Annotated in this window: 14 protein-coding genes and 1 riboswitch; of the genes, 8 read left to right on the forward strand and 6 right to left on the reverse strand. The window is 69.5% G+C overall.

Features of this window, described 5'->3' with window-relative positions; translation table 11 throughout:
* Window positions 1-156: 156 nt before the first annotated feature.
* Both ACFWI9_RS07735 and ACFWI9_RS07740 read right to left on the reverse strand, forming a co-directional pair.
* On the reverse strand, window positions 157-1,317 hold the full coding sequence (locus ACFWI9_RS07735; protein ID WP_387159685.1) for a cystathionine gamma-lyase: 1,161 nt from the start codon (window positions 1,315-1,317) through the stop codon (window positions 157-159).
* A gap of 6 nt (window positions 1,318-1,323) precedes the next feature.
* A complete protein-coding gene (locus ACFWI9_RS07740; RefSeq protein ID WP_387159686.1) occupies window positions 1,324-1,701 on the reverse strand; it encodes a phage holin family protein in 378 nt (125 codons plus the stop codon).
* A 60-nt stretch (window positions 1,702-1,761) separates the two neighbouring features.
* Here ACFWI9_RS07740 and ACFWI9_RS07745 point away from each other — a divergent pair, with 60 nt between their 5' ends.
* The 3 genes from ACFWI9_RS07745 (at window position 1,762) to ACFWI9_RS07755 (ending at window position 3,160) form a co-directional block, all read left to right on the forward strand.
* Window positions 1,762-2,079 carry a cupin domain-containing protein gene (locus ACFWI9_RS07745; protein WP_387159687.1) on the forward strand — a complete coding sequence of 106 codons (318 nt, stop codon included), beginning with the start codon at window positions 1,762-1,764 and terminating at the stop codon, window positions 2,077-2,079.
* Between the two features lie 130 nt (window positions 2,080-2,209).
* Window positions 2,210-2,434 carry a DUF5326 family protein gene (locus tag ACFWI9_RS07750; RefSeq protein ID WP_387159689.1) on the forward strand — a complete coding sequence of 75 codons (225 nt, stop codon included), beginning with the start codon at window positions 2,210-2,212 and terminating at the stop codon, window positions 2,432-2,434.
* A 291-nt stretch (window positions 2,435-2,725) separates the two neighbouring features.
* Window positions 2,726-3,160, forward strand: a complete 435-nt coding sequence (locus ACFWI9_RS07755; protein ID WP_387159735.1) for an SsgA family sporulation/cell division regulator — start codon at window positions 2,726-2,728, stop codon at window positions 3,158-3,160.
* Between the two features lie 73 nt (window positions 3,161-3,233).
* Here the strand turns inward: ACFWI9_RS07755 and ACFWI9_RS07760 are convergent, their stop codons facing one another.
* The gene (locus tag ACFWI9_RS07760) at window positions 3,234-4,595 is read right to left on the reverse strand and encodes a YibE/F family protein (protein WP_387159691.1); all 1,362 of its coding nucleotides are present in this window, start codon (window positions 4,593-4,595) and stop codon (window positions 3,234-3,236) included.
* 71 nt (window positions 4,596-4,666) lie between these two features.
* Window positions 4,667-4,781: riboswitch (TPP riboswitch) on the forward strand.
* Here ACFWI9_RS07760 and thiC point away from each other — a divergent pair.
* Window positions 4,775-6,571 (forward strand): phosphomethylpyrimidine synthase ThiC, encoded by a 1,797-nt coding sequence (gene thiC, locus ACFWI9_RS07765; protein ID WP_387159692.1) that lies wholly within the window; start codon window positions 4,775-4,777, stop codon window positions 6,569-6,571. Its footprint overlaps the riboswitch before it by 7 nt.
* 417 nt (window positions 6,572-6,988) lie before the next feature.
* Here the strand turns inward: thiC and ACFWI9_RS07770 are convergent, their stop codons facing one another.
* From ACFWI9_RS07770 to ACFWI9_RS07780, 3 genes are all read right to left on the reverse strand, one after another.
* Complete coding sequence (locus tag ACFWI9_RS07770) at window positions 6,989-7,831, reverse strand: hypothetical protein (protein WP_387159693.1); 843 nt, start codon at window positions 7,829-7,831, stop codon at window positions 6,989-6,991.
* A 158-nt stretch (window positions 7,832-7,989) separates the two neighbouring features.
* Window positions 7,990-9,261 (reverse strand): metallophosphoesterase, encoded by a 1,272-nt coding sequence (locus ACFWI9_RS07775; protein WP_387159736.1) that lies wholly within the window; start codon window positions 9,259-9,261, stop codon window positions 7,990-7,992.
* Between the two features lie 159 nt (window positions 9,262-9,420).
* Entirely contained in the window at window positions 9,421-10,533 is a 1,113-nt protein-coding gene (locus tag ACFWI9_RS07780) for a LacI family DNA-binding transcriptional regulator (RefSeq protein WP_387159695.1), read from the reverse strand.
* Between the two features lie 372 nt (window positions 10,534-10,905).
* Here ACFWI9_RS07780 and hisC point away from each other — a divergent pair, with 372 nt between their 5' ends.
* The 4 genes from hisC (at window position 10,906) to cydD (ending at window position 18,487) form a co-directional block, all read left to right on the forward strand.
* Complete coding sequence (hisC, locus tag ACFWI9_RS07785; RefSeq protein WP_387159696.1) at window positions 10,906-11,991, forward strand: histidinol-phosphate transaminase; 1,086 nt, start codon at window positions 10,906-10,908, stop codon at window positions 11,989-11,991.
* Window positions 11,992-12,245: 254 nt separating this feature from the next.
* Window positions 12,246-13,757 carry a cytochrome ubiquinol oxidase subunit I gene (locus ACFWI9_RS07790; RefSeq protein WP_387159698.1) on the forward strand — a complete coding sequence of 504 codons (1,512 nt, stop codon included), beginning with the start codon at window positions 12,246-12,248 and terminating at the stop codon, window positions 13,755-13,757.
* Window positions 13,758-13,791: 34 nt separating this feature from the next.
* Window positions 13,792-14,793, forward strand: a complete 1,002-nt coding sequence (gene cydB, locus ACFWI9_RS07795) for a cytochrome d ubiquinol oxidase subunit II (protein WP_387159699.1) — start codon at window positions 13,792-13,794, stop codon at window positions 14,791-14,793.
* An 82-nt stretch (window positions 14,794-14,875) separates the two neighbouring features.
* The gene (gene cydD, locus ACFWI9_RS07800; RefSeq protein WP_387159700.1) at window positions 14,876-18,487 is read left to right on the forward strand and encodes a thiol reductant ABC exporter subunit CydD; all 3,612 of its coding nucleotides are present in this window, start codon (window positions 14,876-14,878) and stop codon (window positions 18,485-18,487) included.
* The last annotated feature ends 63 nt before the right edge of the window (window positions 18,488-18,550 follow it).

Here is an 18,550-nt window from a genome sequence, read left to right on the forward strand (position 1 = left end):
CTCTACTCTCCCTTGTCTAAAACGTGGTTTTGGGCGGCCCACCCCCGCGGCCCCCGGGGGGGGGCGGCCCCCCCGGGGGGGGGGGGGGCGGCCCCCCCCCGTCCACGCGGGCGGCGCTCCACGCCCTGCCCCGGAGGGCCTGCCTATGCCTCCCCGTCAGCGAACGGCCGCGGCCAACGCGTGTCGTACGTCCGCCACCAGGTCGGCGGTGTCCTCAGCGCCGGCCGAGAAACGGACGAAGCCCTCCGGCACGGCGTCGCCGCCCCATCGGCCGCGGCGTTCGGCGCTGGACCGGACACCCCCGAAGCTGGTGGCTTCGTCTACGAGCCGCAGCCCGGCCAGGAATCTTTCGGCGTGCGCGCGGTCGGGGAGGGTGAAGGAGAGTACGGAGCCGAATCGGTGCATCTGGGTTGCCGCGATCGCGTGCGAGGGGTCGTCGGGCAGCCCGGGATACCGCAGCCCGGTCACCTCCGGGCAGTTTCCCAGCGCCAGGGCGACGGCGAGCGCGTTCGCGCACTGGCGGTCTGTCCGCAGCTGCAGGGTGGCCAGGGAGCGGTGGGCGAGCCAGGCTTCCATGGGGCCGGGGATCGCACCGACGATCTTGCGCCAGCGGCGCACGCGGGCCGCCGACTCCGCGTCGCGGCAGACGACATAGCCGAGCAGCAGGTCCCCGTGACCGGTGAGGCCCTTGGTGCCGCTGGCCACGGCGAAGTCGGCGCCGAGCGCCAGCGGCCGCTGGCCGAGCGGGGTCGCCAGCGTGTTGTCGACCGCTACCAGGGTCCCTGCGGCGTGGGCCGCGGCCACGAGCCGCCGTACGTCGCACACATCGAGCCCGGGGTTGGACGGTGTCTCGATCCACAGCAGCTTCGCGCCGTCGAGTACGGAGAGCTGGGCGTCGCCGCCCGTCGGCGCGGTGCGGACCTCGACCCCGTAGGCCTCGAGCTGCTCACGCACGAGCGGCAGCGCCTGGTAGCCGTCGTCCGGGAGTACGACCGTGTCGCCCGCCTGTGCGTGGGACAGCAGCACCGCGGAGATCGCCGCCATGCCGGAGGCGAAGACCACGGTCTCGGGGGCCTCGGCGGCCCCGGCATCGCCGGACGGTGCTTCGAGCTCACCGATGGCCCGTTCCAGCAGGGTCCAGGTCGGATTGTCGTCCCGGCCGTAGGCGTAGGGACCGGTCGGCTCGCCTGGCAGGTGGTAGTGGGCGGCGAACACGGGACCGGGAAGCGTCGGCTCGTGCTTCCTGGCCTCGGGGAGGCCTGCCCGTACGGCTCTGGTGCCCTCGCCCGTGTTCTCGGTCCCGTTGACGCCGTTCATGGTGGTTCAGTCCTTCTCGGGCAGCACGATGTTCAGCGCCCACGACACGATCGAGATGACAAGACCGCCCAGCACGGCCGTCCAGAAGCCTTCGACATGGAATCCAAGGTCCAGCTTGTCGGCCAGCCAGGAGGTCAGCAGCAGCATCAGGGCGTTGATCACCAAGGTGAAGAGCCCCAGCGTGATGACGAAGAGCGGGAGCGTCAGCAGCTTCGCGATCGGCTTGACGAAGAAGTTCACCAGGCCGAAGAGCAGCGCGACGAGGACCAGAGTCAGGGTCTTCTGCCCGGTGGTGTCACCGGTGAGGGTTATGTCCTGGATAAGCCAGATCGCCACGGCCAGGGCGCCGGCGTTGGCGATCGTCTTGACGAGGAAATTCATCATGTGTCTGATCGTGGCAGACGTGATGGGACCAAGTGCAGGGGCAGGCAGGTAGTAACGGCGATGAAGGCATTCCGACTGGATGAGCTGGAGGCGGAGCGTGCCGCCAATGACGGGGCGTATTTGCAGTTTCTGCGCGAGCGGAACATGTCGGCGGGGCTCTACGCGCTGGACGCCGGGGAACTCGACCCCCAGCGCCCGCATGGCCAGGACGAGATCTACTTCGTGGTGAGCGGCCGAGCTTTGATCACGGTCGGGATGGAGACCACACAGGTCGGTCGGGGGAGTGTGGTCTACGTACCGGCGGGAGTGGCCCACAAGTTCCACCACATCACCGAGGATCTGCGGGTCCTGGTGGTCTTCTCTCCGCCTGAGAGCTGACCCGCCACCCCGGCTTTCCCTAGGGGGCGGATCAGGGGACTCCAAGGGCTGCCGGGCCCCCGCAAGACCCCTGTCCCGCCCTAGCATCGAATCAAGCCGGAACAACTCTCACAGAGGCGAGGTAGGGGCGATGGCGGTACAGGAAGTGCTTTCGGGGATGCCGTGGTGGGTGAAGTGGGTCGCGATCCCGCTGATCGCCATCGTGGTATTCGGTGGGCTCATCGCGACGGTGATCGGTTTCGTCATAGGCCTGCTCTTCAAGGTGCTGCTGTTCGCGGCGCTGGTCGGTGGGCTCGTTTACCTCGTACGGAAGTTCAAGGGATCGTCTGCCAACTCCTCGCACAGCGAGTGGTAGTACGTACGCGTGTTAGCCCGCTCGGGGGAAGGTGGGCATGAGCCCATGCGGCAGGGGGAGGGTCCTGGCGGACGGGCACGCGGCCCGTCACCACGCCTTCCTTGGCCTTCCCCGCGGCCAAGCCTCAGCGGGCACAAACGGAATATGCGCGGGGCATCCCACCCAGCGGGCGCTCTCTGTCAGTATCTGAAAAATCACTCCTTGTGATCTCCGGGCATGTGCAGCACCATGTCGGGCAAGAGGGCCAAGGCAAAGCATTCCTTGGCCGTTTTCATCTACTGCGGGGTACTGATGCGCGAGTCCGTTCGGGCCGAGGTCCTGATGAGCTTCTTGGTCTCCGAGGAGCTGTCCTTCCGGATCCCGGTGGAACTCCGATATGACACAGAGGATCCGTATGCGGTTCGGATGACCTTCCATTTGCCCGGCGATGCCCCCGTGACCTGGGCCTTCGCTCGTGAGCTGCTCCTGGAAGGCATCGGCGCGCCCAGCGGTGACGGCGATGTGCGCATCGCGCCGACCGACTCCGAGGCGGGCTCCGAGGTCGCCATCCGGCTCCAGGTCGGGGGTGAGCGGGCGCTGTTCCGGGTGGGCGCCGCTCCCCTGGCCGCGTTCCTCGACCGTACGGACAAGCTCGTACCGCTCGGTCAGGAGCGCACACTCGGCGACTTCGAGGAGCATCTGGAGGAGACGCTCGGGCGCATCCTCGCTGAGGAGAACGCCGGTTGAGGATCCCATGGGGACTCGCGGGTCGGAGCCCGACGAGGGAGCGGCGGGTGCGCTCCGCCCTACGTGCCCGTGGTCATGTACGGCGCCGACGGCCCTTGCCGCCGCGTGCCCGTGCTGCCGTACCGGCGGTGGTGCCCGGTCGGTCCGCGGAGACCACCAGGGCGGCCAGCGCGGTGGTCAGCGGGACCGACGCGACGAGGCCGATCGATCCCACCAGCGTCCGCACGATCTCCTCGGCCACCAGCTCGCTGGTGGCGACCGTGCCCACGCTGGACTGCGCGATGGAGAACAGCAGCAGCAAGGGCAACGACGCGCCCGCGTAAGCGAGTACCAGAGTGTTGACCACCGAGGCGATATGGTCCCGGCCGATCCTGATGGCGGACTGGTACAGCCTGCGCGGACCCATGGTGGGATCAGCCTGGTGCAACTCCCACACCGCCGAGGTCTGGGTCACCGTCACATCGTCCAGTACACCCAGCGAGCCGATGAGCACGCCCGCGAGCAGCAGACCGGACATGTCGATCTCCGGGTAGAGACCGTGGATCAGACCGGTGTTGTCGTCAGTGTTCCCGCCCAGCACCGCCCAGCCGATGAACAGCGAGCCCAGCAGCCCGATCAGCAGCAGCGAGATCAGGGTGCCCAGCACCGCGACCGAGGTACGGGCGGAGATCCCATGGCACATGTAGAGCGCGATCAGCATGATCGCGCTCGCCCCGACCACCGCCACCGCAAGAGGATTCGAGCCCTGCAGGATCGCGGGGAGGATGAAAAGGGTGAGCACCGCGAAGCTCACGGCCAGTGCGATCAGCGCCATCACCCCGCGCATCCGCCCCACCAGGACCACGGCGAGCGCGAAGAGCCCGGCGAGCAGCGCCATCGGCAGTTCCCGGTCCACATCGGTGACCGAGTACTGGAGCTCGCGCGGTGCGTCGGGGGCGTACGCCACCACCACTCCCTGGCCCGCACGCAGTTGCCGCGAGGAGTCGGGCTGCACGATCTCGATGAACGTACGCCCCTTGTCCTTGCCTGTGGTGACCTCGACGGTGGCCTTTCCGCACACACCCTGCTGCGGGTCCTCCGCAGGTCCCTCGGGCGTGGTGGTCTCCCCGGTCGGCGGCACCTGTCCGGCGTTAACGTCGGCGCAGTCGACCCGTTCGACCCGTACCACCCGTCCCTGCTCGGTCTGCCGGTCGAAGCCGACACCGGTGCGTTCATGGTCCGGCGCGCCACCGGGCCACAGCACCACCAGACCCACCGCGACGGCGGCGGCGAAGGGGATCACCACCGCGGCGATGATCCGCCGCAGATGACGGGATACGGGCGCGGGCGGGCCGTGCCCGTGGCTGTGCGCGTGACCGGGCTCAGGAGCGTGCGCGGGGCCGTGGGCGCCATCCGGTTCGTGGTCGGGTCCGTGGGACTGCGGCGAGGAAGTCACCGCCCGATCATCCCAACCCCGGAGGGGGCCCACTGTTCAGCACGCCAGACGGGGCGCTAGCGTGGTGACACCTTTGCACACGCGGGAGCTCGGAGCACCGGGCTGAGAGGGCGCTGAGATCAGCTGCGCCGACCGCCGAACCTGTTACCGGGTAATGCCGGCGTAGGGAGTAGGTCACGATGACCGTTCAGGACACACGCATGCCCGCCTCCGGCCCGAACGAGGGCGAGAACGAGGGCGGGAGGTCCATCGGCTGGCACAAGGGATACATCGAGGGCTCCCGCCCCGACATCCGCGTGCCGGTCCGTCAGGTTCACCTCACCAATGGCAAGGACGTGACCCTGTACGACACGTCCGGACCGTATACCGACCCCCGCACCGAGACCGACGTCCGCCGCGGGCTGCCGCCGCTGCGCGAGAACTGGATCATCGCCCGCGGGGACACCGAGGAGTACGCCGGCCGCCCCGTGCGCCCGGAGGACGACGGGATCAAGCACACCTCGCCGCGTGGCGGACTGCGCAACCTCGACGCGGTCTTCCCCGGCCGCCCGCGCCAGCCCCGCCGTGGTCGTGGCGGACAGGCGGTGACCCAGCTCGCGTACGCCCGCCGCGGCGAGATCACCCCGGAGATGGAGTACGTGGCCATCCGGGAGAACGTCTCCCCCGAGGTCGTACGCGAGGAGATCGCCGCCGGGCGCGCCGTCCTCCCGGCGAACGTCAACCACCCCGAGATCGAGCCGATGATCATCGGCAAGCGGTTCCTGGTGAAGGTCAACGCCAACATCGGCAACTCCGCCGTGACCTCATCCATCGAGGAGGAGGTGGAGAAGATGACCTGGGCGACCCGCTGGGGCGCGGACACGGTCATGGACCTCTCCACCGGCCGCAACATCCACACCACCCGCGAGTGGGTGCTGCGCAACTCCCCCGTGCCGATCGGCACCGTGCCGCTCTATCAGGCCCTGGAGAAGGTCGACGGCAGGGCCGAGGAGCTGACCTGGGAGATCTACAAGGACACCGTCATCGAGCAGGCCGAGCAGGGCGTCGACTACATGACGGTCCATGCCGGAGTGCTGCTGCGGTACGTGCCGCTGACCGCGCGCCGCAAGACCGGAATCGTCTCGCGCGGCGGCTCGATCATGGCGGCCTGGTGCCTCGCGCACCACAAGGAGTCGTTCCTGTACGAGAACTTCGAGGAGCTCTGCGAGATCCTCGCCGCGTACGACGTGACGTACTCGCTCGGCGACGGCCTGCGGCCCGGCTCGATCGCAGACGCCAACGACGAGGCGCAGTTCGCCGAGCTGAGGACGCTGGGCGAGCTCAACCGGATCGCCAAGCGGCACAACGTGCAGACCATGATCGAGGGCCCGGGACACGTCCCGATGCACAAGATCAAGGAGAACATCGACCTCCAGCAGGAGATCTGCGAGGAGGCGCCGTTCTACACCCTCGGCCCCCTGACGACGGATGTGGCACCCGCCTACGACCACATCACCTCCGGCATCGGCGCCGCGATGATCGCCTGGTGGGGCACGGCGATGCTCTGCTACGTCACCCCCAAGGAGCACCTGGGCCTGCCGAACCGGGACGACGTCAAGACCGGCGTCATCACCTACAAGATCGCCGCCCACGCCGCCGACCTCGCCAAGGGCCACCCGGGCGCCCAGGAATGGGACGACGCACTCTCGGACGCCCGCTTCGAGTTCCGCTGGGAGGACCAGTTCAACCTGGCCCTGGACCCGGACACGGCCCGGGAGTTCCACGACGAGACACTTCCCGCGGAACCGGCGAAGACCGCGCACTTCTGCTCGATGTGCGGGCCGAAGTTCTGCTCGATGAAGATCAGCAGAAGCATCACAGAGCAGTTCGGCGGCGATGCGGACGCCACCTCGGAGGAGATCGAGGCCGGGATGCTGGAGAAGTCCAAGGAGTTCGCGGCGAGCGGGAACCGGGTCTACCTGCCGCTGGCGGACTGAGCCGCGGCACCACGGGACCGACCGGCGACTACCGGGGGGAGTCGCCGGTCATCCGAGGTCAAGAGCGCTGGGCGGCCCGCGGCCGCAGCGCAAGGCCGTGCTTGGGAACTCCGCCTGGCTCGCGACGCCTGGTACGCACTCCCCCTGGCTTCTCCCCCTGCTGTTGCGGGGGCCCCAGGAGGTGCCTCCACGCTGCGTTGTCGACGTCAGCGGCGTCATCCAAGGATGCCCGGTACGAGGATGACGTCCCCCTGCCTGCGGCGGGGGGACCCCACCGCCTTGCGATCGCGTCCCCTCGGCCCTTGCGGGCCTGGGGAGGCCCCACCCCCTCGGGCTCCTGCGGGCCGGGGAGGCCCCATGCACCAGACGCCGCGGGCCCCGCCCTCCGGGCGGACGGCGCTATTCGTCAGACACGGCCTAGTCGGGCTGGTGTTCCGGGGGCCCGAAGTCCGGGCTGGTGAAGTCCGGGCTGGTGAACGCCGGGCGGGATGAGCCTGATGAACCCTCGCTGGGGCTGGTGAAGTCGGGGCCGCTGTAGCCGACCTTCGGGATGCGGTTCAGCGGGCGGGGTGTGGTGGACGAGGCAGAGCCCGCGCTGGGGTCGGCCAGGGCGGAGCGGAGGAACGGGATGATCCCCCGTTCCAGCAGGGCGTGGCGCCAGGCTTCGCGGGCCCGGGCGACTTCCGCCACCTCCTCCGGGACCTCGCCGCTTGTCCCGTCGGCGGGGACCTCCGTCGCGCTGTTGCGCAGTGCGGTGATCAGCAGCCCTATCACCGCCGCGAGCAGGCTCACCGCTGTGAGCGCCCCGAAGAACCAGCCTGCTGCCAGCAGGGTTCTGGCGAAGGACGGCTCAGGTTTGAGGGCCTTCAGCACATAGCCCACGAAGAGCAGGATCACCGCGGCGGTGCCGGCCAGTACGGGGGCCAGTACGGTGAGCACCGCGCCGAGGCCCGCGCCTGAGCCGGTTTCCGCCAGGTCGGACGAAGCGGGGTCGGACCCGCTGCCCTGGGTGGGTGACGACGCGCTGGAAGAGCGCAGCTCTTCGCGGACCTTGACGAAGTGCTCGTACTCGGCGGCGGCCGCGCTGGTTATCAACGCGGTGGCGCCGAGGGCCATGGTGCGCAGTTGTTCGGCGTTGAGCCGTTCACCGACCGAGGCCAGATCCGGGCGATCGGGTGCCTGGCGCAGCACATCATCGAGGATTCGCTCGTACGCGGCGCGATCCTCGGACAGCAGGTGCGGAGCGCTTTTCATCTGCATCCCCCGATGCTCCGTAGGGCCGTATCGCCCGCTTGGGTGGGCGGTTGGGCGGAAACGGAGGAGAGCCTGCTACGGATAAGCCGATGGTAGAGCGGTCACGGCACGGGGTGACAGGGGGTTTCCGGAAATCGCTGATGCCGTATCGCCGCGGCTGCCACTCAGTCGGCGAGGGGAAGCTCGACCACCAGCAGTTTCCCGGCCATGGTCACTCCGCCGTCCATCGCGATCGCAAGTCCGTCCGCGTACACGTGCGGGCCGTCGACGACCGGTCCTGAACTCTCTTCACCGTCGGCGGCGTCCTCGGTCCCGACCTGCCCGAGCAGATAGGGGATGGGACTGTGGCCGTGCACGACGCGCGTGCCGCCGTACGCGTCGAGCAGCTCGCGCACCGCGTTCGGTCCGTCCTCGTCGTCACGGAAGGAGAAGCGCTTGGTGAACTTGCGGAACAGGTCCCAGCACTCGTCCGCGTCGTTGCGGGTGAGGATCTCGTGGACGGTGTCGTTGACGTCCTCGATGGTGGAGCCGTACTCCAGGTAGGCGGTCGTGTCGGAGTGCAGCAGCAGATGGCCGTCTTCCTCGGCCACCGCGTCCAGCCGGGACATCCACTGGAGATGGACGTCCTGGAGCCGGTCCATGTCGCTCTTCTGGCCCCCGTTGAGGAGCCAGGCGGCCTGGAAGGTCGCGGTTCCGGCGCCGGAGTTGACGGGGGTGTCGCTGAAGCGCTTGGCGCCGATCAGCAGCAGTTCGTGGTTGCCCATCAGGGCCTTGCAGTAGCCGCCGGCCGCCGCGGCCTCCGCGGAGAGCCGCATGACAAGGTCGATGACGCCGATCCCGTCGGGACCGCGGTCGGTGAAGTCGCCGAGGAACCACAGCCTGGTGCTGCCGGCAGACCAGTGGCCGTCGGCGTCGATCAGGCCCTGCTCTGTGAGCGCGGCGACGAGCTCGTCCAGGTAGCCGTGCACATCGCCGACGACATACAGGGGGCCGAGGCCGTCGGGCGCCTGCTGCGGTGCCTCGGCCTCAGCGAGTACCACCTGCACGGTGTCCCCGCGGCGGCTGATGACCGGAAGGTCGCGCTCGGTAGGGGTGTAGCCCTCCGGCAGCTCGTCGTCGGGGTGGGCATCGCCCGGATGGACGGGAGGCTGGGGGACAGGCGCAGGGGCAGGGGCGGTACGGGGATCGCTGGGTACCGCGGGCGCGCTCATGGCTTCCGCGGGCAGCCGCTCGGTGTCGGCGGGCGGCTGCTCGGAGTGTGCGGGCACCGTCGGTTGGGGCGCCGCCTGCTCCGGCCGGCCGGGCATCCCGTCGGGCAGCGGGACCTGCGACTGCACCGGGACCTGGGCGTACGGGGGCACCCGGAAGTCGCGCACCGTATCCGTCCGCACCACGGGTCCCTGACCGGCCCCCTGCGTCATCGACCCCTCCACCACCGTCGCACCGCCGTACACCGTCGGACCGTCCTGGTCGGGGAGCTCCCCGGTGTCGTGCGCCCATCATAGGAATGCGGCCCGTGTTGTGTGATGCACCAGGGGTGCTGAATCCGGGTACACCCCGGATTCAGGGACCGTTTCACCCTGATTTGGGAGCTCTCAGTCCTGGGAGGGCGAACGCGGCGGGCTGACGGTGGTCCTGGGTGAGCGGCGCTGTGAGGAGGTGCGGACGATCAGCTCCGTCGGTATCACCTGCTCGACCGGTCCCCCGCCGTCGACGCCCTCGATGGCGTCGATGAGGAGTTGCACGACGGCGGTGCCGATACGCCGGGGCTTGAGCGAGAGGGTGGTGATGGGGGGCTCGGTGTTGGCGTACACCGTCGACTCGCTGCAGCACACCAGCAGCAGATCGTCGGGTACGCGCAGACCGTAGCGGCGGGCGGCGGCCAGCAGATCCGTGCCGTTGGGGTCGAAGAGCCCGTACACGGCGTCGGGGCGGTCGGGGCGGGCGAGCAGCCGGTCGGCGGCGACGGCGCCAGCGCAGGGGTCGTGCGCCGGATAGGACTCGTAGACCGGGTCCTGGCCGACCCGCTCGCACCAGTCGAGGTACGCGGTGGTGGACAGACGGGTGTACGTGTCCGTGCTGGTGCCGGTGAGCAGTCCGATCCGGCGCGCACCGGCCGCCGCGAGGTGGTCCAGCAGATCGAGTACGGCCGCTTCGTGGTCGTTGTCGACCCAGGCGGTCACGGGCAGGGTGCCCGCCGGGCGGCCGTCGGAGACCACGGGCAGGCCTTGGCGGACCAGTTCGGTGACGACCGGGTCGTGGTCGGAGGGGTCGATCACGACGGTGCCGTCGAGTGCGACGTTGGACCAGACGTCGTGGCGGGAGGTGGCCGGGAGGATGACGAGCGCGTAGCCGCGGGCGAGCGCCGCGGAGGTCGCGGCCCTCGCCATCTCGGCGAAGTAGGCGAACTCGGTGAAGGTGAAAGGTTCATCCCCGTAGGTGGTCACCGTCAGACCGATGAGGCCCGACTTGCCGGTACGGAGGGTCCGGGCGGCGGCCGACGGGCGGTAGCCCAGCCGGTCGGCGACCTCGCGTACGTGGCGGCGTGTGGCGTCCGGGAGTCTGCCCTTGCCGTTGAGCGCGTCGGAGACCGTCGTGATGGAGACACCGGCCGCGGCGGCCACATCCCGGATGCCCGCCCTGCCCTGCCGACGGCCCCGGCGCGCTGTCTCTGTCCGGCTTACCTGGTGCTTCCCTGCTGCTGTCATGGCGAGCCGATAGTAGGGCGATGGCGAGCGGTTGGTCCGGTCGCATATGCAGCCGTTGACAGACACGATTCTGCATGGAGGTATGGGCATAAAGGCCTTTGAAACAAAGGCTGTTGAGTGCCTTCGGGATGGTCTTATGGGTTGGGTGGGGGAGGTGCCTGTCGATGGGGCTATGTCTCGAAGAGGTCTCAACTCACTACTACGGGTGATGCGCGCCACGGAGTGAGCCACCGGCGCGCGGTGTCGGAAAGGCGCTCCCCCACCCCCGTGCACAGCGGCTGGGAATCCTCATATGGTGAGCAGTATTGGCGAGTGAGTGCGTGAGTGCCTCAATGCCTGAAACGCGTGTACGACGGTCGAGGAGGACCTGCGGTGAGCGAGACAAGCCCCAAGCTGCGCGCCGAGCTGGACGGCATCCCCACCTACAAGCCGGGAAAGCCCGCCGCCGCCGGCGCCGACGGGCCCACCGCCTTCAAGCTGTCCTCCAACGAGAACCCGTATCCGCCCCTGCCCGGGGTGATGGAGTCGGCGGTCGCCGCGGCGTCGGCCTTCAACCGCTACCCGGACATGGCCTGCACCGGGCTGATGAACGAGCTCTCGGATCGCTTCGGCGTGCCGCTGTCGCATCTGGCGACCGGCACCGGCTCGGTCGGCGTCGCCCAGCAGCTGATCCAGGCCACCGCGGGCCCGGGTGACGAGGTCATGTACGCGTGGCGGTCCTTCGAGGCCTATCCGATCATCACCCGGATCAGCGGTGCCACACCGGTGCAGGTTCCGCTCACCGCGGGTGATGTGCACGATCTGGACGCGATGGCGGACGCGGTGACCGACCGCACGCGGCTGATCTTCGTCTGCAACCCGAACAACCCCACCGGCACGGTGGTGCACCGCGAGGAGCTGGAGCGGTTCCTGGACCGGGTGCCGTCCGATGTGCTGGTGGTGCTGGACGAGGCGTACCGCGAGTTCATCAGGGACACGGATGTGCCCGACGGGCTCGAGCTCTACCGGAGCCGCCCCAACGTCGCCGTCCTGCGTACCTTCTCCAAGGCGTACGGACTGGCCGGGCTGCGGGTCGGATTCGCCGTCGCGCACGAGCCGGTGGCGGCTGCCCTGCGCAAGACGGCGGTGCCCTTCGGGGTGAGCCAGCTCGCGCAGGACGCGGCGGTCGCGTCGCTGCGGGCCGAGGACGAACTGCTGGGGCGGGTCGGTTCGTTGGTGGGCGAGCGCAACCGTGTGTACGAAGGGCTGGTGAAGCAGGGCTGGACCGTGCCGCCGACCCAGGCGAACTTCGTCTGGCTGCGGCTCGGCGAGCGTACGGTCGACTTCGCGGCGGCGTGCGAGCGGGCCGGGGTCATCGTGCGGCCGTTCCCTGGGGAGGGCGTACGCGTCACCATCGGCGAGTGCGAGGCCAACGATGTGTTCCTGCACACGGCGGAGGCCTTCCGTACGGAGATGTAGCCCAGCCGTGGCCGATGCGGGTTGCCGCGATCGGCGCCTTCCGAGCCCTGGTGAGCCGCCGCTCACCAGGGCTTTCGGTATTCAGCGCGGGCTTTCGCGGTCGCCGGGCTTCCCGGGGCCTCGCGGCCCCCGGGCCGAGCCGGGTTGCTGATCACTCACAGGGAGGGGGGCCCGCCCACCAGTGCGGTTTTGAGGTGGGGCATAATGCTTGTGAATGTGAACGCGTTCACAAGCTCGCCCGCAAGGAGGACGACGTGGACCCAGTCCTGGCCTTGGCGCCGGAGACCCTGGCGCGCTGGCAGTTCGGCATCACCACCGTCTATCACTTCCTCTTCGTACCGCTGACGATCTCGCTGGCCGCCCTGACGGCAGGCCTCCAGACCGCCTGGGTGCGGACGCAGAAGGAGAAGTACCTCAAGGCGACCAAGTTCTGGGGCAAGCTCTTCCTGATCAACATCGCGATGGGTGTGGTCACCGGTATCGTGCAGGAGTTCCAGTTCGGTATGAACTGGTCCGACTACTCCCGCTTCGTCGGTGATGTGTTCGGCGCCCCGCTCGCCTTCGAAGCCCTGATCGCCTTCTTCTTCGAGTCGACCTTCATCGGACTCTGGATCTTCGGCTGGGACAAGCTGCCCAAGAAGATCCATCTCGCCTGCATATGGATGGTGTCGATCGGCACCATCCTCTCGGCGTACTTCATCCTGGCCGCCAACTCCTGGATGCAGCACCCCGTCGGCTACCGGATCAACAAGGCGAACGGGCGGGCGGAGCTCACCGACTTCTGGCTGGTCCTCACCCAGAACACCGCGCTCACCCAGGCCTTCCACACCCTGACCGCTGCCTTCCTGACCGGTGGCGCGTTCATGGTCGGCATCGCCGCCTTCCACCTCAGGCGCAAGAAGCACATTCCGGTGATGAAGACCTCGCTGCGGCTGGGACTGGTCACCGTCGTCATCGCGGGCCTGCTCACCGCGCTCAGTGGTGACCTCCTCGGCAAAGTGATGTTCAAGCAGCAGCCGATGAAGATGGCCGCGGCCGAGGCACTCTGGGACGGGGAGCAGCCGGCGCCGTTCTCCCTCTTCGCGTACGGCGATGTGGACGAGGGCCACAACAAGGTCGCCATCGAGATACCCGGCCTGCTGTCCTTCCTCGCCAACGACGACTTCACCTCCTACGTGCCGGGGATCAACGACACCAACAAGGCGGAGCAGGAGAAGTACGGGCCCGGCGACTACCGGCCCAACATCCCCGTCACCTACTGGGGCTTCCGCTGGATGATCGGCTTCGGCATGACCTCGCTCACCCTGGGCCTCATCGGGCTCTGGCTGACCCGAAAGAGGTTCCTGCTGCCGGCAGCGCTACGGGTGGGCGAGGACGAGGTGCCGCATCTGGTGCTCTTCAGGAAGCCGCTCGGTGCGAAGCTCAGCCGGCTCTACTGGCTCGCGGCGGTCTGGACCCTCGGTTTCCCGCTGATCGCCAACTCGTGGGGCTGGATCTTCACCGAGATGGGCCGCCAGCCCTGGGTGGTCTACGGCGTGCTGCGCACCCGCGACGCGGTCTCCCCCGGTGTCTCCCAGGCCGAGGTGCTCACCTCGATGATCGTCTTCACCGCGCTGTACGCGGTCCTCGCGGTGATCGAGGTCCGGCTGCTGGTGAAGTACGTCAAGGCCGGGCCCCCCGAACTCACCGAGTCGGACCTCAACCCGCCCACCAGGATCGGCGGCCATGACCGCGACCCCGACCGGCCGATGGCCTTCTCGTACTGAACCCGCGACTGAGTCTGGGACTGGGAGCTGACACATGGAACTCCACGACGTCTGGTTCGTCGTCATCGCCGTCCTGTGGACGGGCTACTTCTTCCTTGAGGGCTTTGACTTCGGGGTCGGCATCCTGACGAAGCTGCTTGCCCGCGGCCGGGCCGAGAAGCGCGTCCTCATCAACACGATCGGTCCCGTCTGGGACGGAAACGAGGTGTGGCTGCTGGCGGCCGGCGGTGCCACCTTCGCCGCCTTCCCCGACTGGTACGCCACCCTCTTCTCGGGCTTCTATCTGCCGCTGCTGGTCATCCTGGTGTCACTGATCGTGCGCGGTGTCGCCTTCGAGTACCGGGTGAAGCGGGCGGAGGAGCGCTGGCAGCGCAACTGGGAGCACGCCATCTTCTGGACCTCCCTGGTTCCCGCCGTGCTGTGGGGCGTGGCCTTCGGCAACATCGTGCGCGGGGTCAAGATCGACGCGGAGATGGAGTACGTCGGCACCCTCGGCGATCTGCTCAACCCGTACGCGCTGCTCGGCGGTCTGGTCACGCTCTCCCTGTTCACCTTCCACGGAGCGGTGTTCGCTGCGCTCAAGACCGTGGGGGACATCCGGGGAAGGGCACGAGGTCTCGCGCTGAAGCTCGGACTGGCCACAGCGGTGCTCGCGGTCGGCTTCCTGAGCTGGACCCAGGCGGACAAGGGCGACGGCGCCAGCCTGGCCGCGCTGCTCGTGGCGGTGGTCGCGCTGCTCGGGGCGGTCGGGGCGATCCGGACGGGCCGTGAGGGCTGGTCGTTCGGACTGTCCGGAGTCACCATCGCGGCCACGGTGGCGATGCTGTTCCTGACGCTCTTCCCGAACGTGATGCCGTCCTCGCTCAACGAGGCATGGAGTCTGACGGTGACCAACGCATCGTCCAGCCCCTACACGCTGAAGATCATGACGTGGTGCGCGGTGATCGCCACCCCGCTGGTGATGATCTACCAGGGCTGGACCTACTGGGTGTTCCGCAAGCGGATCGGTACACAGCACATCGCCGACCCGCACTGAATCCGCCGACCGGGCCGAGACCGTACCGGTCGGCACCGGCCAGCGGTGACCCCGCCGAGACCGTACCGACCTCAAGCGAGGGATGTTTCACGTGAAACCCATCGACCCGCGCCTGCTCCGGTACGCACGTTCCACCCGCCGTTTCATGGTGGCGGTGGTGGTGCTGGGCGCGATCGGAGCGGCGCTGGTCGTCGCCCAGGCGATGCTGATCGCCGAGGTGGTCGTGGGGGCGTTCCAGCAGGGGCTGGATGCCGCCGCGCTGGGGCTGCCGTTGTCCCTGCTGGCCGCCGTCGCCATCGGGCGGGCGCTGGTGAGCTGGTTGACGGAGCTCGCGGCCCACCGGGCGAGCGCCGCGGTCAAGAGCGAACTGCGGATGCGGCTGCTGGAGCGGGCGGCACGGCTGGGCCCGGGGTGGCTGAGCCGGCAGCGCACGGGCTCGCTGGTGGCTCTGGCGACGCGTGGTGTCGACGCGCTCGATGACTACTTCGCGCGTTACCTGCCTCAACTGGGGCTCGCGGTGGTCGTGCCTGTGGCGGTGCTGGCCCGGATCGTCACCGACGACTGGGTGTCGGCGGCGATCATCGTAGGGACGTTGCCGCTGATCCCGGTCTTCATGGTGTTGATCGGCTGGGCCACCGAAGCACGGATGAAGCGTCAGTGGGCGCTGCTGTCCCGGTTGTCCGGGCACTTCCTGGACGTGGTCGCGGGGCTCCCGACGCTGAAGGTGTTCGGGCGGGCGAAGGCGCAGGCCGATTCGATCCGCACGATCACCGGCGAGTACCGGCGGGCGACGCTGCGGACGCTGCGCATCGCGTTTCTGTCGTCGTTCGCGCTGGAGTTGCTGTCGACGCTGTCGGTGGCGCTGGTGGCCGTGGGTATCGGTATGCGCCTCGTGCACGGCGAACTCGACCTGTACACCGGTCTGGTGGTGCTGATCCTCGCCCCTGAGGCCTATCTGCCGATCCGGCAGGTCGGGGCGCAGTACCACGCGGTGGCAGAGGGGCTGTCGGCCGCTGAGGAGATCTTCGAGGTACTGGAGACCCCGGTGCCCGCGGCGGGTACGGGCGTGGTGCCGGGTCCTGGCGGGATCCGGCTGGAGCTGGACTCGGTGACCGTACGGCACAAGGGGCGCCCGGCGCCCGCGCTGGAGGGTGCCTCGCTGACCGTACGGGACGGTGAGACCGTCGCGTTGGTCGGGCCGAGCGGGGTGGGCAAGTCGACCCTGCTGGACGCGGTGCTGGGCTTCGTCCGCCCGGACGAGGGCGCGGTACGGATCGGGGCGGCCGATTCCGCGGCGGTGGACCTGTCCGGCGTAGACCTCGACGCATGGCGTGAACGCATCGCCTGGGTGCCGCAACGGCCGTATCTCTTCGCCGGAACGATCGCCGAGAACATACGGCTTGCCCGCCCGGACGCCAGCGACGGGCAACTCGCGGCGGCGCTGCGGGACGCCGGGGCCCAGGACTTCGTGGCCGGGCTGCCGGACGGAGTGGAGACCGTGCTGGGGGAGGACGGCTCGGGCCTGTCCGCGGGGCAGCGGCAGCGGCTCGCGCTCGCCCGCGCGTTTCTGGCCGACCGGCCACTGCTGCTGTTGGACGAGCCGACCGCCGCGCTGGACGGCGAGACCGAGGCGGGCGTCGTGGCCGCGGTAAGGCGGTTGGCCGAGGGACGCACAGTGCTGCTGGTCGTGCACCGGCCCGCCCTGCTGGCCGTGGCGGACCGGGTGGTGGAGCTGCGCCCGGGTGCGGTGGTGGGGGGAGGCGGTACGGGCGCCGCTGCCGGCAGCGGCGCGCGGGCGGTGCGTGGGGCGTACGGCCCGGAGGTGGGTCTGGAAACCGGCCAGGCCGGAGCCGCGCCGGTTGCTGCCGCGCCGGCCGGAGCCGCGCCGGTTGCTGCCGCGCCGGTGTCATCCGTGGACGCGCTGTCCGCGGTGGGCTCTCCAGGCGGGGTGCTGCGCCGGGTGCGTGCGATGGCCGGCGTGTCGCGCAGGCGGCTCGTACTGGCGCTGCTGCTGGGAAGTCTGGCGCTAGGGTCCGCGGTGGGCCTGATGGCGGTGTCCGGCTGGCTGATCTCCCGGGCCTCCGAACAGCCGCCCGTGCTCTATCTGATGGTGGCGGTGACGGCCACGCGTGCCTTCGGGATCGGCCGTGCCGTGTTCCGCTACGCCGAGCGGCTGGTCTCCCATGACGCCGTGCTGTCGATGCTCGCCGAGCTGCGGGTCGGCGTCTACCGGCGGCTGGAGCGCATCACCCCCGCAGGACTGCGCGACACCCGGCGCGGCGATGTGCTGTCCCGGCTCGTGGCCGATGTGGACGCGCTCCAGGACTACTGGCTGCGCTGGCTGCTGCCCGTGGGAGCGGCCGTCATCGTCGGTGCCCTGTCCGCCGGATTCACGGCCTGGCTGCTGCCCGAGGCCGGCGCCGTACTGGCCGTGGGGCTGCTGGTCGCCGGAATCGCCGTGCCGATGGCCGGCGCGGCGTGGGCGCGGCGGGCCGAACGCGCTGTGGCTCCGGCGCGCGGTGTGCTCGCCACCCGGATCGTGGAACTGCTCCGGGGCACAGCCGAGCTGACCGTGGCCGGAGCGCTCGGCAGCAGGGTGGGCGCGGTGCGCGAGGCCGATGCGCGGCTCGCCCGGATGGAGGCGCGCACCGCGTCGGCGTCCGCGCTCGGGGGCGCGCTGTCCGCCCTGACCTGCGGGCTGACCGTCGTGCTTGCGGCGTACGTGGGTGTGTCGGCCGTAATCGCGGGCCGAATCGAGGGCGTGGAGCTGGCCGTGGTCGTACTGACCCCGCTTGCCGCCTTCGAAGCGGTCAGCGGACTGCCGCTCGCCGTCCGCTACCGGCAGCGGGTGGTGCGCAGTGCGGAGCGGGTCTTCGAGGTGCTCGACGCCCCGGTGCCCGTCCAGGAGCCGGTGGATCCGGCACCTGCGCCCGGCTCGGCCTTTCCGCTCCGGCTGCGCGGGCTCTCGGCGCGGTACCCGGGACAGGAGCGTGACGCTCTCAACGGATTCGAGCTGAGCCTCACCGAGGGCAAGCGGATCGCCGTCGTCGGCGCGTCCGGATCGGGCAAGACCACCCTCGCCCAAGTGCTGCTGCGCTTCCTCGAAGTGAGGGAGGGGACGTACACCCTCGCCGGCAGGGATGCGACCGCGCTGGACGGCGACACGATCCGTCGTCTCGTCGGGCTCTGCGCACAGGACGCCCATATCTTCGACAGCTCCATCCGGGAGAACCTCCGGCTCGCCCGTACCGACGCGTCCGAGACCGAACTGCGCACCGCACTCGCCGGAGCACGGCTGTCGGAGTGGGTCGAGAGCCTGCCGGACGGCCTGGACACCCTGGTGGGCGAGCACGGTGCCCGGCTCTCGGGTGGTCAGCGCCAGCGCCTGGCCCTCGCCCGTGCGCTGCTCGCCGACTTCCCCGTACTGCTGCTCGACGAGCCGGCCGAGCATCTGGACCTCGCCACGGCGGACGCCCTCACGGCGGATCTGCTGGCGGCGACACAGGGACGCACCACTGTGCTGATCACCCACCGGTTGCATGGTCTCGATGCCGTGGACGAGGTCCTGGTGCTGGACGGCGGCCGGACCGTACAGCGCGGTCCGTACGCCGAACTGGCCGCTGTGGAAGGCCCGCTGCGGCGCATGCTGGAGCGGGAACACGCTGCTGAGCTGCTTGCCCTGCCGCACCGCTGATTGGGCCGATTGGCGCTACGACACCAACTAAATGCCACACAGCAGACAAATGTGGTGTGACGA

Origin of the sequence: Streptomyces sp. NPDC127084, from assembly GCF_042724175.1 — a bacterium.
Lineage (GTDB): Bacteria > Actinomycetota > Actinomycetes > Streptomycetales > Streptomycetaceae > Streptomyces.